At 53.5% G+C, this 20088-nt stretch carries 18 protein-coding genes; 10 read left to right on the top strand and 8 right to left on the bottom strand.

Translation table 11 applies throughout. The features are described from left to right. The first annotated feature begins 28 nt into the window (after positions 1-28). The 5 genes from caiA (at position 29) to caiE (ending at position 5607) form a co-directional block, all read left to right on the top strand. Positions 29-1171 (top strand): crotonobetainyl-CoA dehydrogenase, encoded by a 1143-nt coding sequence (gene caiA, locus HV314_RS21135; RefSeq protein ID WP_003018898.1) that lies wholly within the window; start codon positions 29-31, stop codon positions 1169-1171. A 105-nt stretch (positions 1172-1276) separates the two neighbouring features. Continuing rightward, on the top strand, positions 1277-2494 hold the full coding sequence (gene caiB, locus HV314_RS21140) for an L-carnitine CoA-transferase (protein ID WP_019078349.1): 1218 nt from the start codon (positions 1277-1279) through the stop codon (positions 2492-2494). 62 nt (positions 2495-2556) lie between these two features. Next, a complete protein-coding gene (gene caiC, locus HV314_RS21145) occupies positions 2557-4110 on the top strand; it encodes a crotonobetaine/carnitine-CoA ligase (protein WP_181546633.1) in 1554 nt (517 codons plus the stop codon). A gap of 54 nt (positions 4111-4164) precedes the next feature. Further along, positions 4165-4950, top strand: coding sequence for a crotonobetainyl-CoA hydratase (caiD, locus tag HV314_RS21150; RefSeq protein WP_046276037.1), 786 nt, complete (start codon positions 4165-4167; stop codon positions 4948-4950). Between the two features lie 60 nt (positions 4951-5010). After that, positions 5011-5607: a carnitine operon protein CaiE gene (gene caiE / locus HV314_RS21155; protein WP_104651544.1), complete on the top strand. Its 597-nt coding sequence runs from the start codon at positions 5011-5013 to the stop codon at positions 5605-5607. 42 nt (positions 5608-5649) lie between these two features. Here the strand turns inward: caiE and caiF are convergent, their stop codons facing one another. The 5 genes from caiF to HV314_RS21180 all read right to left on the bottom strand — a co-directional run bounded on the left by caiF (position 5650) and on the right by HV314_RS21180 (position 13130). After that, positions 5650-6045: a carnitine metabolism transcriptional regulator CaiF gene (gene caiF / locus HV314_RS21160; protein WP_016151651.1), complete on the bottom strand. Its 396-nt coding sequence runs from the start codon at positions 6043-6045 to the stop codon at positions 5650-5652. A gap of 273 nt (positions 6046-6318) precedes the next feature. After that, positions 6319-9546 (bottom strand): carbamoyl-phosphate synthase large subunit, encoded by a 3228-nt coding sequence (gene carB / locus HV314_RS21165; protein WP_047498316.1) that lies wholly within the window; start codon positions 9544-9546, stop codon positions 6319-6321. Positions 9547-9563: 17 nt separating this feature from the next. After that, positions 9564-10712: a glutamine-hydrolyzing carbamoyl-phosphate synthase small subunit gene (carA, locus tag HV314_RS21170; RefSeq protein ID WP_003018918.1), complete on the bottom strand. Its 1149-nt coding sequence runs from the start codon at positions 10710-10712 to the stop codon at positions 9564-9566. Positions 10713-11167: 455 nt separating this feature from the next. Continuing rightward, entirely contained in the window at positions 11168-11989 is an 822-nt protein-coding gene (dapB, locus tag HV314_RS21175; protein WP_016151648.1) for a 4-hydroxy-tetrahydrodipicolinate reductase, read from the bottom strand. Between the two features lie 133 nt (positions 11990-12122). Next, a complete protein-coding gene (locus HV314_RS21180) occupies positions 12123-13130 on the bottom strand; it encodes a LacI family DNA-binding transcriptional regulator (RefSeq protein ID WP_016151647.1) in 1008 nt (335 codons plus the stop codon). A 187-nt stretch (positions 13131-13317) separates the two neighbouring features. Here HV314_RS21180 and HV314_RS21185 point away from each other — a divergent pair, with 187 nt between their 5' ends. Genes HV314_RS21185 through HV314_RS21205 form a run of 5 tightly spaced genes read left to right on the top strand, consistent with a single transcriptional unit; the run spans position 13318 to position 17631 of the window. Further along, a complete protein-coding gene (locus HV314_RS21185; RefSeq protein ID WP_181546635.1) occupies positions 13318-15063 on the top strand; it encodes a class I mannose-6-phosphate isomerase in 1746 nt (581 codons plus the stop codon). A gap of 4 nt (positions 15064-15067) precedes the next feature. Beyond that, positions 15068-15496: a PTS sugar transporter subunit IIA gene (locus HV314_RS21190; RefSeq protein WP_016155663.1), complete on the top strand. Its 429-nt coding sequence runs from the start codon at positions 15068-15070 to the stop codon at positions 15494-15496. An 11-nt stretch (positions 15497-15507) separates the two neighbouring features. Further along, positions 15508-16002: a PTS system mannose/fructose/N-acetylgalactosamine-transporter subunit IIB gene (locus HV314_RS21195; RefSeq protein ID WP_049268603.1), complete on the top strand. Its 495-nt coding sequence runs from the start codon at positions 15508-15510 to the stop codon at positions 16000-16002. A 10-nt stretch (positions 16003-16012) separates the two neighbouring features. Next, complete coding sequence (locus HV314_RS21200) at positions 16013-16813, top strand: PTS mannose/fructose/sorbose/N-acetylgalactosamine transporter subunit IIC (protein ID WP_016151644.1); 801 nt, start codon at positions 16013-16015, stop codon at positions 16811-16813. Continuing rightward, positions 16813-17631 carry a PTS system mannose/fructose/sorbose family transporter subunit IID gene (locus tag HV314_RS21205; RefSeq protein WP_016151643.1) on the top strand — a complete coding sequence of 273 codons (819 nt, stop codon included), beginning with the start codon at positions 16813-16815 and terminating at the stop codon, positions 17629-17631. Before HV314_RS21200 ends, HV314_RS21205 begins: the two co-directional genes overlap by 1 nt. Positions 17632-17672: 41 nt before the next feature. Here the strand turns inward: HV314_RS21205 and HV314_RS21210 are convergent, their stop codons facing one another. The 3 genes from HV314_RS21210 to rihC all read right to left on the bottom strand — a co-directional run bounded on the left by HV314_RS21210 (position 17673) and on the right by rihC (position 20023). Further along, entirely contained in the window at positions 17673-18455 is a 783-nt protein-coding gene (locus tag HV314_RS21210; RefSeq protein ID WP_047414458.1) for a glucose-6-phosphate isomerase family protein, read from the bottom strand. Continuing rightward, a complete protein-coding gene (locus HV314_RS21215; RefSeq protein WP_181546637.1) occupies positions 18448-19011 on the bottom strand; it encodes a glucose-6-phosphate isomerase family protein in 564 nt (187 codons plus the stop codon). The genes HV314_RS21210 and HV314_RS21215 overlap by 8 nt, the downstream gene beginning before the upstream one ends. Positions 19012-19108: 97 nt before the next feature. Next, entirely contained in the window at positions 19109-20023 is a 915-nt protein-coding gene (gene rihC, locus HV314_RS21220) for a ribonucleoside hydrolase RihC (RefSeq protein WP_181546639.1), read from the bottom strand. Between the last annotated feature and the right edge of the window lie 65 nt (positions 20024-20088).

Below are 20088 nucleotides of genomic sequence, written 5' to 3' on the forward strand. Positions count from 1 at the left end.
TTAACCCAATTGATCAAGAGGCTGAAAGATGGATTTCAACTTAAATGACGAGCAGGAGCTGTTTGTCGCCGGTATTCGTGAACTGATGGCCAGTGAGAACTGGGAAGCTTATTTTGCCGAGTGCGATCGCGACAGCGTCTACCCTGAGCGTTTTGTTAAAGCACTGGCGGATATGGGCATTGATAGTCTGTTGATCCCGGAAGAACACGGTGGACTGGAAGCAGGATTTGTCACCGTGGCTGCAGTCTGGATGGAACTCGGACGCCTGGGCGCACCAACCTACGTGCTGTACCAGTTACCGGGCGGTTTTAACACGTTCCTGCGTGAAGGGACTCAGGAGCAAATCGATAAAATCATGGCGTTCCAGGGAACCGGTAAGCAGATGTGGAACTCAGCCATCACCGAACCGGGAGCGGGATCGGATGTTGGCAGCCTGAAAACCACTTATACACGTAAAAATGGTAAGGTTTATCTTAATGGCAGTAAGTGCTTTATCACCAGTAGCGCCTATACCCCGTACATCGTGGTTATGGCGAGAGATGGTGCATCGCCGGATAAACCTGTTTACACCGAGTGGTTCGTTGACATGAGCAAAGCGGGTATCAAGGTCAACAAGCTGGAGAAACTCGGTCTGCGCATGGATAGCTGCTGTGAAATCACCTTTGACGACGTTGAACTGGACGAGAAAGACATGTTCGGTCGGGAAGGTAATGGTTTCAACCGCGTGAAAGAAGAGTTCGATCATGAACGTTTTCTCGTCGCGCTGACCAACTACGGTACGGCAATGTGCGCTTTTGAAGACGCCGCGCGCTACGCCAATCAGCGCGTGCAGTTTGGCGAAACGATCGGCCGCTTCCAGCTGATTCAGGAGAAGTTCGCGCATATGGCGATCAAACTGAATTCCATGAAAAACATGCTGCTTGAAGCGGCATGGAAAGCGGATAACGGCACCATTACTTCGGGCGATGCGGCAATGTGCAAATACTTCTGCGCCAACGCTGCGTTTGAAGTGGTCGATACCGCCATGCAGGTGCTGGGGGGTGTAGGTATCGCGGGTAACCATCGCATCACGCGTTTCTGGCGCGATCTGCGCGTTGACCGTGTTTCTGGTGGCTCTGATGAAATGCAGATCCTGACGTTGGGTCGTGCGGTACTCAAGCAATACCGCTAATTCAGCACGATTCGTAGGCCGGATAAGGCGTTTACGCCGCCATCCGGCAACATGCCCGGTGGCGCTGCGCCTACCGGGCCTACAAAAAATGCCAGGAGCAAAATTATGAATCATTTACCAATGCCAACCTTTGGCCCACTTGCCGGGGTACGCGTGGTTTTTTCAGGGATCGAAATTGCCGGCCCGTTCGCCGGACAAATGTTCGCCGAATGGGGTGCTGAGGTTATCTGGATTGAAAACGTCGCATGGGCCGATACCATCCGCGTGCAACCTAACTATCCACAGCTCTCACGCCGCAACCTGCACGCCCTGTCGCTGAATATTTTCAAAGATGAAGGCCGGGAAGCGTTTCTGAAGCTCATGGAAACCACCGATATTTTCATTGAAGCCAGTAAAGGCCCGGCCTTTGCTCGCCGCGGCATTACCGATGACGTGCTGTGGGAACATAACCCAAAACTGGTTATCGCCCACCTTTCCGGCTTCGGCCAGTTTGGTACCGAGGAGTACACCAATCTTCCGGCATATAACACCATCGCGCAGGCGTTCAGCGGCTATCTGATCCAAAACGGTGATGTTGATCAGCCGATGCCGGCCTTCCCGTACACCGCCGATTACTTCTCCGGGATGACCGCAACGACAGCAGCGCTGGCAGCCCTGCACAAAGTACGCGAAACGGGTAAGGGTGAAAGCATTGATATCGCCATGTACGAAGTGATGCTGCGTATGGGTCAGTACTTCATGATGGACTACTTCAACGGCGGCGAAATTTGTCCACGCATGACCAAAGGCAAAGACCCGTATTACGCTGGCTGCGGTCTCTATAAATGCGCCGATGGCTATATCGTCATGGAGCTGGTCGGCATCACGCAAATCAACGAGTGCTTTAAGGATATTGGCCTCGCCCACATTCTTGGCACACCGGAAGTCCCGGAAGGTACCCAGCTTATCCATCGCGTGGAATGCCCTTACGGCCCGCTCGTGGAAGAGAAACTGGACGCCTGGCTGGCAACGCACACCATCGCCGAAGTCCAGGCGCGCTTTGCTGAGCTGAATATCGCCTGCGCGAAGGTACTGACCATTCCTGAACTGGAAGGCAACCCGCAGTACGTTGCCCGTGAATCCATTACTCAGTGGCAAACGATGGACGGCCGCACCTGCAAAGGGCCGAACATCATGCCGAAATTTAAAAACAACCCGGGGAAAATCTGGCGTGGCATGCCGTCACACGGCATGGATACCGCCGCCATTCTGAAAAACATTGGTTATAGCGAAGCAGACATAAATGAGCTGGTCGGCAAAGGCCTGGCCAGAGTTGAGGAATAAACGCGACGCGCTGACCTGCTGGTTGGTTAGCGCTCACGCCTGATTTCAGTGGATAAAGCATTATGGATATCGTTGGCGGACAAAACTTACGTCAGATGTGGGACGACCTGGCCGGGGTGTACGGAGATAAAACGGCGTTAATTTTCGAATCCTGCGAAGGAATCGTTCGGCAGTATAGCTATGCCTCGCTCAATGAAGAGATAAACCGCACGGCGAACCTTTTCCATTCCTTAGGGATCCGCAAGGGCGACAAGGTCGCATTGCATCTGGATAACTGTCCGGAATTTATCTTTTGCTGGTTTGGACTGGCAAAAATTGGCGCCATTATGGTGCCGATTAATGCCCGCTTGCTGGGCGAAGAGAGCGCCTGGATCCTGCAAAACAGCCAGGTGAGCCTGCTGGTCACCAGTGCCGAGTTTTATCCTATGTACCGCCAGATACGGCTGGAAAATACCACTCCGCTAAATCATATCTGTCTGATTGGCGAGCAGCTTCCGGTTGACGACGGCGTGAGCCACTTTACCCAACTGCAAGCCCGCCAGTCGACTAATCTGTGCTATACGCCTGCGTTATCCACTGACGATACGGCGGAAATTCTGTTTACCTCAGGCACCACCTCGCGGCCTAAAGGGGTGGTGATTACCCACTACAACCTGCGCTTTGCGGGCTACTACACCTCCTGGCAAATCGCTCTGCGCGATGATGACGTCTATATGACGGTGATGCCCGCTTTTCATATCGACTGTCAGTGTACGGCTGCCATGGCCGCCTTCTCCGCAGGCAGCACCTTTGTGCTGGTGGAGAAGTACAGCGCCAGGGCGTTCTGGGATCAGGTGCGTAGATATCAGGCGACGGTCACCGAATGCATCCCGATGATGATCAGAACGCTGATGGTCCAACCCGCGGCCCCAACGGACAGACAGCATCACCTGCGCGAAGTGATGTTCTATCTCAATTTATCCGAACAGGAAAAAGATGCCTTTATCGACCGCTTTGGCGTCAGACTGCTGACCTCCTACGGCATGACCGAAACCATCGTGGGCATTATTGGCGATCGCCCCGGAGACAAACGGCGCTGGCCCTCTATTGGTCGCGTGGGTTTTAGCTATGAAGCCGAAATCCGTGACGATCACAACCGTCCCCTGCCCGCCGGAGAAATTGGCGAAATCTGCATTAAAGGCGTGCCGGGAAAAACAATCTTCAAAGAGTACTACGCGCAACCCGACGCTACTGCCAAAGCGCTGGAACCTGAAGGGTGGTTGCATACCGGTGATTCGGGTTACCAGGATGCGGACGGTTTTTTTTATTTCGTCGACAGACGCTGCAACATGATTAAACGCGGTGGGGAAAATGTCTCCTGCGTCGAGCTGGAAAATATTATTTCTGCGCATCCGAAAATTCAGGACATTGTGATTGTCGGTATTAAAGACTCGATCCGTGATGAAGCCATTAAAGCTTTTATCGTCCTTAATGAGGGTGAAACATTAAGCGAAGCTGAGTTCTTCAGCTTCTGCGAAAACAATATGGCGAAATTCAAGGTTCCTTCTTTTATGGAGATAAGAACCGACCTGCCGCGCAATTGTTCAGGAAAAATAATCAAAAAAAATCTGAAATAACCCTTCCGGTCGGAATTCCTCCGGCCGGGAAACCTAATTATCTGGAGATGAACTATGAGTGAATCATTACATCTGACCCGTAACGGCCCGATCCTGGAAATTACCCTTGACCGGCCTAAAGCCAATGCCATTGACGCTAAAACCAGCTTTGCAATGGGGGAAGCTTTTCTTAATTTTCGTGATGACCCGGAATTACGCGTAGCAATTATCACCGGCGGCGGAGAGAAATTCTTTTCTGCGGGCTGGGACTTAAAAGCGGCGGCCGAAGGTGAAGCGCCAGATGCCGATTTTGGCCCAGGCGGCTTCGCCGGTTTAACCGAAATTTTCGACCTCGATAAGCCGGTCATCGCCGCGGTAAACGGCTACGCGTTTGGCGGCGGTTTTGAGCTGGCGCTGGCGGCGGATTTTATCGTCTGTGCGGAAAATGCCAGCTTCGCGCTGCCGGAAGCAAAACTCGGGATCGTGCCTGACAGCGGCGGTGTACTGCGTCTACCTAAACTGCTGCCACCGGCTATCGTCAACGAAATGGTGATGACCGGCAGACGAATGAGCGCCGAAGAAGCACTGCGCTGGGGCATCGTCAACCGCGTTGTCAGCCAGAGCGACCTGATGGATAGCGCGCGCGAACTGGCACAGCAGTTGGTGAATAGCGCCCCGCTGGCTATCGCCGCGCTGAAAGAGATTTACCGTGCAACCAGCGAAATGCCGGTGGAAGAAGGCTACCGGTACATCCGCAGCGGTGTGCTGAAGCACTATCCATCGGTGCTGCACTCGGAAGATGCACTCGAAGGACCACAGGCATTTGCGGAAAAACGCGATCCGGTATGGAAAGGTCGTTAATGTGCCTATGCCGGATAAGGTATTTACGCCGCAATCCGGCAATAAAACCGAGATAAGACAATGAGCTATTACGCCTTTGAGGGCCTGATTCCGGTGGTACATCCGGATGCCTATGTCCATCCCAGCGCTGTGCTGATTGGCGATGTCATTGTGGGGGCCGGGGTTTATATTGGTCCACACGCCTCATTGCGCGGTGACTATGGTCGCCTGATTCTGGAAGCCGGTTCTAACCTGCAGGATAGCTGCATCATGCACGGCTACTGCGACACCGACACTATCGTGCATGAGAATGGACACATCGGCCATGGCGCAATCCTGCACGGCTGCGTGGTGGGCAGAGATGCGCTGATTGGCATGAACAGCGTGATTATGGACGGTGCGGTGATTGGCGAAGAGAGCATTGTCGCCGCCATGAGCTTTGTCAAAGCCGGATTTCAGGGTGAGGCAAGGCAGATGCTGGTTGGTTCACCGGTTCGCGTACTGCGTGAAGTCACGGACCAGGAGCTGTACTGGAAACGGCTGAACACCAAAGAATATCAGGACCTTGCAATCCGCTGCCAAACAGGACTACACGAAACCTTGCCATTAACGCAGGTCGAAAAAAACCGACCGCGCCTGAAAGGCACGACGGACGTAAAGCCAAAATCAGCACGGTAATTTATGCCGGAGAAGCGCTCACGCCGATCCGGCAAATCACCATTATCGACGCATGCTCTTGGAGAGCATCATCTGCCATTTCTGCTCACGGTTAAGCTCTGTTGGGGGAACCGCTGGCAGTCGCGGCGTTTTCGCCACACTCACCTTTTTTTCCTGCAAATTGTGATTCAAGCGTCTGTAGAGATGAGAATCAATACTGATGACTTTCACCAAACGCTGGCACTGGCAGCCGCGGCCTGCAATTTGATTAGGGATCATCTTAACTTCACAAACAATTTCTCCCACTTCCGACAGAATATAAGAGAGCGTATTAATTGCTTTGCAGTGTTCAATATCAAAATGGCGGGAAATTTCCTTTGCTGTGATCCAACGATCTTCAGCCATCATCCAGTCAGCAATTAACAAATAAAGCGGTCTTTCAACATATTTTTCACACATAAGCACACCATTTCACAAATTAAAAATCTGGCTACGGCCTGTCCAAATTAATAAAAACTAAGCCATATTAAAATTGTGGATATAATGGATAGTATGCGACTTGAATGTTGATTAGTGTGAGCAACATCGTGCTTATTACATTGAAAATGTGGTTATGAAAGCACGGTTGGCCAGGAATGACCTTATGAGAGATAAAAAAAGGGTTTCTTTACAGAAACCCTTTCCCAATTATATTGCAGACCCGGTTAGCGCAATTATCACCGGACCCTTTTTTTATGACTTTTTGATCTGCGCGTGCATTTCCTGAACCGAGGTCACCTTCTCGGTAGCATCGGCATTCAGCGCCATCGCCGTTGCGAAACCGCCGTTCAGGGTGGTGTCATAATGCACTTTGTACTGTAGTGCGCTGCGGCGAATCAGCTTGGAGTCTTCAATCGCCTGACGGCCTTCGGTAGTGTTGATGATGTAAGTGTACTCGCCATTCTTGATACGGTCCTGAATGTGCGGACGGCCTTCATGCACCTTGTTCACCAGACGTGGATTGATACCGGCTTCGCCCAGCACAATCGCGGTGCCGTGCGTCGCATCCAACTCGAAACCAAACTTCAGCAGCTTCGCCGCCAGGTCAACCACGCGCTCTTTATCGCCTTCGCGAACGGAGAGCAGCGCACGACCCTGTTTTTTCATGGTGGAGCTGCTGCCGAGCTGTGCCTTGGCGAACGCTTCCGCGAAGGTACGGCCCACGCCCATCACCTCACCAGTAGAGCGCATTTCTGGCCCTAACAGCGGATCAACGCCCGGGAACTTGTTGAACGGCAGCACCACTTCTTTTACCGAGTAGTACGGCGGGATAACTTCTTTGGTGACGCCCTGCTGTGCCAGCGTTTTCCCGGCCATCACGCGCGCCGCGACTTTCGCCAGCGGTACGCCCGTTGCCTTGGAGACGAACGGAACGGTACGCGCCGCACGCGGGTTCACTTCAATCAGGTAAACTTCGTTATTCTTCACCGCAAACTGGACGTTCATCAGACCGCGAACCTGCAGTTCGAAGGCCAGTTTCTGCACCTGCTGGCGCATCACATCCTGAATTTCCTGGCTCAGGGTATACGCAGGCAGAGAACATGCGGAGTCACCGGAGTGCACGCCCGCCTGTTCGATGTGCTCCATAATACCGCCAATCAGCACCATCTCGCCGTCGCAGATGGCGTCCACGTCCACTTCCACCGCGTCATCAAGGAAACGGTCCAGCAGTACCGGCGCATCGTTAGAAACGCTGACCGCGGTCTGGAAGTAGCGACGCAGGTCGGCTTCGTCGTAGACGATTTCCATCGCGCGGCCGCCGAGAACGTAGGACGGACGCACCACCAGCGGGTAACCAATCTCTTTCGCCTTCTCAACCGCCATTTCAATGGCGGTCACGGTGGCGTTAGCCGGTTGTTTCAGCTTCAGACGGTCAACCGCCTGCTGGAAGCGTTCACGATCTTCCGCACGGTCGATAGCATCCGGGCTGGTGCCGATAACCGGCACGCCTGCCGCTTCCAGCGCGCGCGCCAGCTTCAGCGGAGTCTGGCCGCCGTACTGCACGATAACGCCTTTCGGCTTCTCGATGCGCACGATTTCCAGCACGTCTTCCAGCGTTACCGGCTCGAAGTACAGACGGTCGGAGGTATCGTAGTCGGTAGAAACGGTTTCTGGGTTACAGTTGACCATGATGGTCTCGTAACCGTCTTCGCGCAGCGCCAGCGAGGCGTGTACGCAGCAGTAGTCGAATTCAATGCCCTGACCGATACGGTTTGGACCACCGCCCAGCACCATAATCTTGTCGCGATCCTGAGTTGGATTCGCTTCGCACTCGTCTTCATAAGTGGAGTACATGTAAGCGGTGTCGGTGGCAAATTCTGCCGCGCAGGTATCCACGCGCTTGTAGACCGGGTGCAGGTTATATTGGTCACGCAGCTTGCGGATTTCCGCTTCGCGTACGCCGGCCAGTTTCGCCAGACGCGCATCGGCGAAACCTTTGCGCTTCAGTACGCGCAAGAAGTCAGCGTCGAGGCCGTTGATGCCAAGGTCTGTGACTTTTTCTTCCAGGCGCACCAGTTCTTCAATCTGCACCAGGAACCAGCGGTCGATGTTGGTCAGGTTGAACACGCCATCGACGGACAGGCCAGCACGGAAAGCATCGGCGATGTACCAGATACGCTCGGCGCCCGCGTCTTTCAGCTCGCGGCGGATTTTGGTCAGCGCTTCCGGGTCATCCAGACTTACTTTCGGGTCGAAGCCGGTCGCGCCCACTTCCAGACCGCGCAGCGCTTTTTGCAGAGACTCCTGCTGGGTGCGGCCAATCGCCATCACTTCACCGACAGATTTCATCTGGGTGGTCAGACGGTCGTTAGCGCCAACAAATTTCTCGAAGTTGAAGCGTGGAATTTTCGTCACAACGTAGTCGATGGACGGCTCAAACGAAGCCGGAGTCCGCCCGCCGGTGATGTCGTTCATCAGTTCGTCGAGGGTGTAACCTACCGCCAGCTTGGCTGCGACTTTAGCAATCGGGAAGCCGGTTGCTTTGGACGCCAGCGCCGAGGAGCGGGAGACGCGCGGGTTCATCTCGATAACAATCAGACGGCCGTTTTTCGGGTTTACCGCAAACTGGACGTTAGAACCACCGGTTTCAACGCCGATTTCACGCAGTACCGCCATCGAGGCGTTTCGCATGATTTGATATTCTTTGTCGGTCAGCGTCTGGGCTGGCGCAACGGTGATGGAGTCACCGGTATGGATGCCCATCGCGTCGAAGTTTTCGATGGAGCAGACGATGATGCAGTTGTCGTTTTTATCACGTACCACTTCCATCTCGTACTCTTTCCAGCCAATCAGCGATTCATCAATCAGCAGTTCGTTAGTTGGGGAAAGATCCAGACCGCGTTCGCAAATTTCTTCAAACTCTTCGCGGTTGTAGGCGATACCGCCGCCGGTGCCACCCATGGTGAAGGACGGACGGATAATGCACGGGAAGCCGACGTCAGCGGCAACCGCCAGCGCTTCCTCCATGGTGTGAGCGATGCCTGAACGTGCGGTATCGAGACCGATTTTTTTCATCGCGATGTCGAAGCGACGACGGTCTTCCGCTTTATCAATGGCATCCGCCGTCGCGCCAATCATGGTCACGCCGAACTCAGCCAGTACGCCCTGACGTTCCAGCTCCAGCGCACAGTTCAGCGCCGTCTGACCGCCCATGGTTGGCAGCACCGCATCCGGGCGCTCTTTCTCAATGATTTTGCGTACCACTTCCCAGTGAATCGGCTCGATGTAGGTGGCATCGGCCATTTCCGGGTCGGTCATGATGGTCGCCGGGTTGGAGTTCACCAGAATAACGCGGTAACCCTCTTCACGCAGGGCTTTACACGCCTGCGCGCCGGAATAGTCAAACTCACACGCCTGACCGATAACGATCGGACCCGCGCCCAGAATCAGGATACTTTTTATGTCTGTACGTTTTGGCATGGCTCTTTTACTCCTGATTATTTCGCGGACTGACGGTATTGCTCAATTAACTCGATAAAGTGGTCGAACAGCGGCGCAGCGTCGTGTGGACCCGGGCTTGCTTCAGGGTGCCCCTGGAAGCTGAACGCCGGTTTGTCGGTACGATGAATCCCCTGCAGGGTGCCGTCGAACAGCGACTTGTGGGTCACGCGCAGGTTGGCAGGCATGGAGGCCTCATCGACCGCAAAACCGTGGTTCTGAGCGGTGATCATCACGGTGTTGTTATCAATATCTTTTACCGGATGGTTGCCGCCGTGGTGGCCAAACTTCATCTTAATAGTCTTCGCACCGCTTGCCAGCGCCAGTAGTTGATGGCCGAGGCAGATGCCAAATACCGGAATATCGGTTTCGAGGAATTTCTGAATCGCGGTAATCGCGTAGTCGCACGGCGCCGGGTCGCCAGGGCCGTTGGACAGGAAGATACCGTCCGGATTCATCTTCAGCACATCTTCAGCAGAGGTTTTCGCCGGCACAACCGTCAGGCGGCAGCCGCGATCCGCTAACATACGCAGAATGTTACGTTTAGCGCCGAAATCGTAGGCCACTACGTGGAACGGCAGTTCATCGGCGGATTTAGCTTCCGGCAGGTCACCGGCCAGAGTCCAGCTACCTTGCGTCCAGCTATAAGGCTCCGCGGTGGTCACTTCTTTCGCCAGATCCATGCCGTTCAGACCCGGGAAGGCTTTGGCTTTTTCCAGCGCCAGCGCCGCATCCGGGTTATCACCCGCGATAATGCAGCCGTTCTGTGCGCCCTTTTCACGCAGCAAACGCGTCAGCTTACGGGTATCGATATCGGCAATTGCCACAATATTATGGCGTTTGAGGTAAGAAGAGAGGTCTTCGGTATCGCGGAAGTTGCTGGCAATCAGCGGCAGGTCGCGGATGACCAGGCCTTGCGCATGTACTTGAGAAGATTCTGCATCGGCTTCATTGGTGCCGACATTACCGATATGAGGATAAGTAAGAGTGACGATTTGGCGGGAATAGGAAGGATCAGTGAGGATTTCTTGATAACCGGTCATTGAAGTATTGAAAACGACTTCCCCAACCGCCGAACCTGTTGCCCCTATGGCCCGACCGTGAAACTGGGTTCCGTCTTCCAGAACCAATAGCGCTGACTTAATCAAAACACCCTCCAGAGAATATTCACTCACTTTATTTGCATATTAATTCATTAACACCTCATGAATCAATGCAAATTTGCTTACCTATGGATTTCTGGCAAACGGCGGCATTCTAGAGATAGCCCACGTAAAAGTCTACCCAAAAGGGCATTTTTTATTATTATTTTACGCCACTGGGATAAAACACACGATTTAACAGGCAAAAAGATCAGCTAACTTGGGGTGGAAAACGCTTGCGGAAGATAAAGAGTGTAAAAACAGGAAGCGCGATAGATAAAAGTGGACCATTTGGTCAAAATTTACATTGAAATAACAAAATAACCCTGCAAAACATCAACAAATAGGTCATTAAATAAAAAATCAAATTAAAAAGCGAAAAATAAAAGGGCAATAAAATATTGCCCTATGTAATCAAATAGTTATGATTACAATAACCACATCACGAAGGGTAATAAAAGTTATAAACTGCGTAAATCAAGCACATCTTTCATATCAAAAAGACCGTTTGACTTTGATTTCAGCCAAATTGCCGATCGTACTGCGCCATTGGCAAAGGTCATCCGGCTGGAGGCTTTATGCGTGATCTCAATGCGCTCGCCAATATCGGCAAACATCGCGGTATGCTCACCAACGATATCTCCCGCCCGCACCGTGGCAAAACCGATCGTACCGGGTACGCGCTCACCGGTGTAACCTTCACGCGAATAGACGGCACACTCTTTTAAATCTTTATCCAGCGCCCCGGCAATCGCCTCCCCCATCGCCAGCGCAGTGCCTGACGGCGCATCCACTTTATGACGGTGATGGGCTTCAATAATCTCAATATCGGTGTAATCACCCATCACTTTCGCCGCCTTCTCCAGCAGCTTAAGCATGACGTTAACGCCAACGCTAAAGTTCGCGGCGAAAACGATAGCAATGTCCTGCGCAGCATCACGAATAGCCTGTTTGCCCGCGTCATCAAAGCCAGTGGTGCCAATCACCATCCCTTTACCGTGCTGGCGGCAAAACGCCAGATGCGCCAGCGTGCCTTCCGGGCGAGTAAAATCGATGAAAACATCAAAATCATCTTTCACCGCCTCAAGACTACTTTGCACGGTAACGCCCGTTTTACCGGCTCCCGCTAATTCTCCGGCATCGCTTCCCAGCAAAGAAGAACCTTCGCGCTCCAGCGCCGCGCCGAGCTGTACGCCATCCATGCCAAGAGTGGCCTGAATCAACTGACGCCCCATGCGCCCTCCGGCTCCCGCGATGGCAACGCGGATTTGTGCATCATGCATAGCTATTCTCTTTTGTTAATTTTACGTAAATCGTTTTCAGATTAACCAGCACATCGCTGCGCCGCCAGCCGAAAACGTCGATAATTAGAATTTAATGATAAACAGGCAGAGATATCAGTAAAAGGCATGACGATCAGCGAAAACCACATGATTCTCTGACCACCAGCGCAGGTGGCAGAATAATGCGTTTCGGAGGTTCGTCATTTCCCTGAATGCGACTATAAAGTAGCTCCCCAGCCTTGCGACCTATCTCTTTTGCGGCCACCGACACGGTGGTGAGCGCAGGTTGTACCAGCGCCGCTTCGGTGATGTCATCGAACCCCACCAGCGCAAAATCGCGCCCTGGTTCACGCCCCATTTTGCGTAATGCCTGCATAACCCCAAGCGCCACAATATCCTGATAACAAACGGCGGCGGTAATTTCCGGGAATCGCATAAGAAGCGACTCTGCCACTTTTGCGCCGTCAATCTGGCTGGCCTGCGTCGCCACTATCCATTGCGGATTCGGCGATATTCCCTGCTCCAGCAACGTGCTGGTGAATCCACCGATACGCTGTGCCCGGCTCCCGGAACTTGGGCTACCACCGATAAACGCAATATTCTTATGCCCCATTTTGACTAAATGGGTGGTGGCCATTTGCGTACCGAGAAAGTTATCGGTTCCCACAAAATCAAAATCAGGGTCGCTAAGAGGGCGAACCACCATGATGGCGGGAATATTGCGCCTTTTCAGCGCCTCGAAGAAGGAGGTCGGTGTTTCGCGCGCCGCGCAGAGCACCATGCCGCAGGCATTATTGCGCATCAACGAGTCGACAAATTTTTGCTGCCGCTCCCCTGACTCTTCACTGTTTGCCAGAAACAGAAGCAGGTCATGCCGCTCCATCTCATGGCTTAGCCCTGCAGTCATCTCACCGTAAAAAGGGTTAGTGATATCGTGTAACAACAATCCGACCTGATTACTGCTCCGGTTACGCAGGTTGGCGGCGGTTTGATTATAAACATAGCCGGCATCGTCCAGCGCTTTGAGCACCCTGTCACGTGTGGCCTGAGAAATGCGCCCCCGGTTACGCAACACCATTGAAACGGTTGCCGTGGAGACTCCCGCGCGTTCAGCAACCTGCGCCAGCGTGACTGTAGTCATGACCTCTCCTGTTTATTTCGAAGGTTAATCGAATAACCGAAATATTGCCTTTTTACGTGTGATTCACATCACGCTAACGTGCATTTCACCGCACTGGATTCTGATTATGGCGGGTTAATCGCGTTAACCACACTATGAAAATAAGGTTAATCGATTAATCTTAAATAAGCCAACACGGAGACAGAATATGCGTACAACCTATAATAAATTCCCTGAGGTTAACGTTCAGGGCTATGACAACCACGCCTGGCAGGGTTGGTCGTCAATTCATTCAGTGCTTAACACCAGGGTTTCTACCGCCGCCAAAACCGTATTGATCGTGGATTGCTATCCGGGCGTGCGGCTTGACGAGCTGGAGCAACAGCTTGTTACGACATTAGATACCGCACTGGTGCTGAATATTGAATCCGCCCGCCGCGATGAGCAGGCCCTGCATGATTTACTGGCGCGTAACCTTACCGACGATCGCGTATTCGGCGTTCTCTCCTGTCATCACCTGGATGAATTTTTTGATAGCGACAAACTCAGCCAACTCCGCCAACAGATTGATGCCGTTACCTCAGGGCTGGTTGTCGTGTACGGCTCAGGCGCTGCGCTGGCACACCCTGGTGACGTACTGGTTTATGCCGATCTTCCGCGCTGGGAAATTCAACAGCGTATGCGTCATAACGGGCTGGGTAACTGGGGTGCAGAAAACCAGGATGAAGATATTCTTCGTCGTTACAAACGTGCTTTTTTCATTGAATGGCGGGTATTCGACAAACATAAAACGCCGTTACTCAAACGCGCCGATTATTTGCTCGATACCACGGTAGAAAATAGTCCCGCGATGGTCAGCGGCGACGCGTTACGCGCCGGTCTGCAACAAACCACCGAACAACCGTTTCGCGTTGCCCCTTTCTTTGACCCAGGCGTCTGGGGCGGGCAATGGATGAAACAACGCTTCGATCTCGATCCCTCAGCCCCCAATTACGCGTGGTGTTTTGATTGCGTGCCCGAGGAAAACAGCCTGTTACTGCGTTTTGGCAACGTGCGGATCGAGATCCCCTCTCAGGATCTGGTGCTGACCTGTCCCCGCCCCCTGCTGGGTGAAAAAGTTCACGCGCGCTTTGGCGCGGAATTCCCGATCCGTTTTGACTTCCTCGACACTATTGGCGGCCAGAATTTGAGTTTTCAGGTTCATCCGCTCACAGAGTACATTCAACAGCAGTTTGGTATGCACTATACCCAGGATGAGAGCTATTACATTCTCGAAGCCGAGCCGGACGCCGTGGTGTATCTCGGGACCAAAACCGGGATCGCACCGCAGGATATGCTCGACGACCTCCGGGCTGCGGGTCGTGGCGAAAAAACCTTTGATGATGAACGATTCGTTAACCAGATCCCCGCACATAAACACGATCACTTCCTGATCCCCGCCGGAACCGTACACTGCTCGGGTGCAGGAACCATGGTGCTGGAGATCAGTGCAACGCCCTATATCTTCACCTTCAAGCTGTGGGATTGGGGCCGCTTAGGGTTAGACGGCTTACCGCGTCCGGTGCATCTGGATCACGGTCAGCAGGTTATTGACTGGCAGCGCGACACGCAATGGGTGCACGACAACCTCGTCAACCGTATTGACCCCCTGGCTGAAGGAGAGGGTTGGCGGGAAGAAAGAACCGGAATGCACGAACGCGAATTTATCGAAACGCGTCGCCATTGGTTTACGGCACCGGTCACTCACCATACCCATGGCGGCGTCAACGTCCTGAACCTGGTCGAAGGTGCGCAGGCCGTTGTTGAAAGCCCGAGCGGCGCGTTTCCCCCGTTTGTCGTCAACTATGCAGAGACCTTTATCATCCCTGCCGCCGTCGGAGAATATCGTATTTCGCCGTTTGGCAAAGGCGTCGGTCAACAGCTCGCCACGATTAAAGCCTGGGTTAGAGGATAAGCGCATGATTAACGTAATTGTTGCCACCCATGGTCCCCTGGCGGACGCGCTTCTCGCCAGCGGTCGTATGGTTTATGGAGAATTACCGCATGTTTACCCCGTCACGCTGAGTGAACAGGCAGGTATCGAAGGGTTTAAAGCGACGTTCTCACAGGTTCTCACCAGTGCCGGAAAAGACGCTGACGGCGTACTGGTGCTGTGTGACATGCAAAGCGGTACGCCGTGGAATGTCGCCTGCCATCATGCTTTTTCTTCACAAACGGTTCCTCCCGTTGCCGTCGTAGCGGGGGTCAATTTCCCGATGCTGTTACAAAGCGAGGAGATTTGCCATTTAACGGATGTTCACGCCGCAGCCGTCGAGCTGTTGGCGCTGACGATACCCACGCTGATTAAAGCCGCCCCGGTTTTATCCGTTCAGTCCGACGATTTTTAAAGGAAACCACTATGAGTATTTCTTTTGTACGTATCGATGACCGCGTAATCCATGGGCAGCTCGTGACACGTTGGGCCAAAGAGCTGCCCTGTGATGGGATCGTCGCTATAGACGACGCCGTCGCGGCCGACCCTTTGCTCTCTTCGGTGATGAAAGGCGCCGTACAGGACACCAAAGTTTGGTTGTTTGATACGGCCACCGCGATTGAAAAATTGCCAAAAGTCATTGCCAGCGAGAAACGTTATTTCGTCATTGGCAAATCCCCCGTCACGCTCAAACGCATTGAAGAAGCAGGTATCAGCCTGAAAAATGACAACGGCAAGATTAATGTGGGTCCGATGAGCGCGCGTGCTGATACCACCACCATCGGCCCGAATCAGTCGGTCAACGGGGATGAAATTGCCGCCTTTGACTGGCTGACGCAACATGGGCACCTGGTTGAGTTTCGCCTGGTTCCTGATGCCAGTTGCTACAGCTGGCAGGACGCACGTCAGAAGCTGAAATAAGGAGCGCACGATGATTATCGAAGCTACGTTGATTGGCATACTTTGCTATCTCGGCGCCCTCAGCAGTCCCTGGCTTCTGGGGCTGACCGGCGGCTGGTATCTGATCACCCGCCCGCTGATTTCCGGAATGCTGGTCGGGATAATTCTTGGCGACATTAAAACCGGGATCATGATTGGCGTCGCGGTTCAGGCGGTGTATATCGCGATGGTAACGCCTGGCGGTTCGATGCCGGCCGATCTCAACTTTGTTGCTTACCCCGCAATCGCCCTAGGGATCCTTTCAGGAAAAGGCCCCGAGGTCGCGGTCGCGCTGGCTGCGACCATCGGTATCGCCGGAACCATTTTGTTTAACGCGATGATGGTACTGAACTCTTTCTGGAATCACCGGGCAGATGTGGCGCTGGAACGGGGCGACGAACGCGGTATTTACCTGAATAGCGCCATCTGGCCACAGGTGACAAACTTTGTCCTGCGTTTTGTACCGACTTTTATTGCGGTTTACTTCGGCGCGCAATACATCAGCGGTTTTATGGACAGCTTGCCGAAAATAGTTCTGTCAACGATGAACGTACTGGGCGGCATTTTACCCGCCGTCGGGATCGCGATTTTGCTAAAGCAGATCATCAAAAACTACACCATGCTGATCTACTTCCTCGTCGGTTTTGTCTGCATCGTATTTTTAAAACTCAACATGGTCGCGCTGGTGATCGTCGGTTCGCTGTTGGCGTTGATCCATTACAACTACAAACCGGAACCGCCGCAGGCCGCGAATGCAAAGTCAGTAGCCGATGATGATGAGGATGAATTCTGATGGAAGAACGTACACTTACGCGTAAAGATCTTCGCCGCTGCTGGCGCGCATGGATGATGCACAACTTGTCATCGATGAGTTTTGAACGTCTGGAATCTTTTGGCTTTTGTCTGAGTATGCTTCCGGTGGCGAAAAAGCTCTATCCCGACGCAGCCCAACGTACTGAAATGCTGCGCCGTCATGCCTCGTTCTATAATACGGAACCCCAGATAGGCGCGATCGTAAACGGCATGGTGCTGGGGCTGGAGGAGAAAAAAGCGAACGGTGAACCGATCGATGGGGAGACCATCAATACCCTGAAGGTTGGCCTGATGGGCCCTATTGCCGGGATCGGCGATTCAATGATCCCTGGCATGCTGATCCCTATCCTGCTCAGCATCGGCATGGCCCTGGCGGCCGGCGGTAACATTCTCGGGCCGCTGTTTTATACCGTTGCCTGGCTGGCCATCATCATTCCCGGCTCGTGGTTCTTGTTCCTGAAAGGCTACAAAATGGGTTCTGGCTCGGTGGAAATGCTGGTGAGCAGCAAGTCTGCCCGTCTGCGTGAAGCGTTATCGCTGCTGGGTGTGTTTGTCATGGGGGGCGTGGCGGCCAGCTACGTTAAACTTGGCACCGGACTGGAGTTTATTACCAAAGATGGGGTGAATATCCATGTTCAACAGATGCTGGACGGTATCTTCCCGCAGTTACTGCCGCTGATTGTGGTGCTTGGTACCTGGTATCTGATGGCCAAGCGCGGTGTATCACCAGTGAAAGCGATGATTTTACTGTTGATACTGGCCGCCCTCGGCGTCGCCACGGGCCTGTTTGCGGGATAACACACAGAAAACGGTACAACCGGGGCTATGCCCCGGTTTTTTTATGGATGAAAGTTTTGCCATAGCTCGGGGTGCTTGTCCGGGCGTGAGATAAATTGGAAACGCGCCGGGTCCTCGATGAATTGTTGATAAACAGGTGCGGAGGTAATCGAGAATTCCGTATATTGTCTGGGCGTAACGGCCTGCAGTCGTCCAGGGATGTAACGCGGATTATGCTGCCAGATAACGTTGTTGCCCTGCAGCAGCGGATACCATGCCAGTCCTTTATGCGCACGCACAGCGTCGTACTCAAAACCATATTCACGATCGCACCACGCGCCAAAGGTTAACGGTACATCCGGGTCTGCGGATATAGTCGCATGCCCCCAACCGGGTGGTACCAACACTTTCTCACCGGGTCCGGCAATTACAGCAAAACAGCGGCCTGGGTCGTCCTCAACATATTCCTGCATATAAATGATCGCTTTTCCCTGCCAGATTTCATAAAGCTCCGGCGGAGACCAGCCGCTGTGCTGACTAATACGATGAATATGTCCCTGACTACGCACCGGCTCTTCCCCCAGCCGTCCCGCCGCATAGGTCACCACACCAAACAACAGCATCCGCTTTTTCAACTCTTCGCGATCCTGCATTCGCGCCACATCCATCGCTATGGCATACACCTCTTGCGGCCCTTCACAGTGCGGATCGCGCAGCGAGGCGCGAATCTGGTCAAGTTGACGAATCTCCGGCATCGGCCCGGTAACCTCATCCCCATAGCTAAAACCAAGCGGATGATGATGGACCGTCATATCCAGGCCGTAAGAATGCGCTAAGTCACCCATTCTGTACCTCCTTCGCCTGAACCGTCTTATTTTCCTCAAAGACCCTTATTCTGAAGCCGCTGGCGAGCGCTGCATAATCATGACCCGCAATCCCTGGCCATACGGCGAGCGCCGACAGAACCTCTTCCCCGGTGTTGATTAACCGATGCGCGGTAAAGCCGGGGATAATGTGGACAGATCCCGCGAACACTTTTTCCAGCCTCGCGTCGCCCTGCTCAGTTTGCAACAGCAGCAAACCGGTGCCACGCAGACCAAAATAGACTTCCCCCTGTTCGCGGCGCGCATGGAAATGCCCGCGGGTCATAAAATACTCACAGCCGACCCGGCCAGGGTAAAGATGGGTAACACCGGTGTAGAGTTCACCTTCAGCGGGAGAGGTATCCAGCATCTCGACGTCATACACGACCTGCTCGCCAGCCAGCTGTTGACGGGTGTGTTCATCGGCAAAAACGTCTGGAAGATCCTCAATACGGGTGGATTTACGCAATAACAGGCCATCAGCTAAAGCGCCGCTTGCCCACGCCACCTGCGGTGGCTGGATAAAAGAAAGGTTCATATGTGTCTCCGGCCCGAGGAGAACAACAGGATCAGATTAGCAGATTAATCGATTAACCTGCTATCGCTATCTGCATATTGCGGGCCGGATCACAGCCTCAAGGTGCCAGCGTCAGTACCTCTGCCACCCACTGCTGGAACCCCTCAACGTCCAGCCCCAGCGCGACCAGGGCATTTGCCGGATGCCCTAAACGCCCTTCAATGTCCACTACCGTCGTACCCGAGGTATATTCACCCTGGGTTTCAACCGCCACGAAGCACGGCTGCAGGGTAAACAGTTCCGGGCGCACCAGCCAGGCAATAGCGCACAGGTCGTGCATTCGTAGCCCCGTATTCATACTGCCGCTACGGTAATGGCTAAACAGCGCGTGCAGCATTTTTCCCGTCTGGTTAAGCTGCGGCAACGTCGCCAGATAGTCAGGGGTGAGCATGGCCTGATTAGTGACATCCAGCCCACACATCACAATCTCCAGCCCGCTCTGGAAGACTTTTGCGGCGGCCTCGGGATCAATAGCAATATTAAACTCCGCGTTTGGCGTGAAGTTCCCGCGCCCGGCAGAACCGCCCATAATCACCAGACGGTGAATGTTGAATATGCATTCAGGATAATGAGTCAGCAGCAGCGCAATGTTGGTCAGGGGGCCAATTGCCACCAGCGTCACAGGCTGCGGGGCATGCATCAACGCATCGCGAATGGCCTGGAAGGCGGGTTTTGCCATCACCTGGCGGTCGTGTTCGACAAATTCATACCCTTCCATACCTGATTCACCGTGTACGGAAGCGGCATCTCGCAGCGGTCTCACCAGCGGCATCGATGCCCCCTGCGCCAGTGGAATATCCGCATTCCAGAAGTGCAGCAGTTGCAAGGCATTACGGGTGGTTTTTTCCACCGACACATTACCTGCTACCGTGGTCATCAGTTGCAGCTCCAGCTCAGGGGCAAACAGCGCGGCGGCAATAGCGGCAGCATCATCAATGCCGGGATCGGTATCAAGAATGATCGGTAAGCGCATGGTTTCTCCATAAAAAAATGCCAGACGTTAAGTCTGGCATCTTCTCATAATCGTAGCCGGAAAGA

The sequence above is a fragment of the Citrobacter sp. RHBSTW-00887 genome, from assembly GCF_013728095.1.
Taxonomy (GTDB): Bacteria; Pseudomonadota; Gammaproteobacteria; order Enterobacterales; family Enterobacteriaceae; genus Citrobacter; species Citrobacter braakii.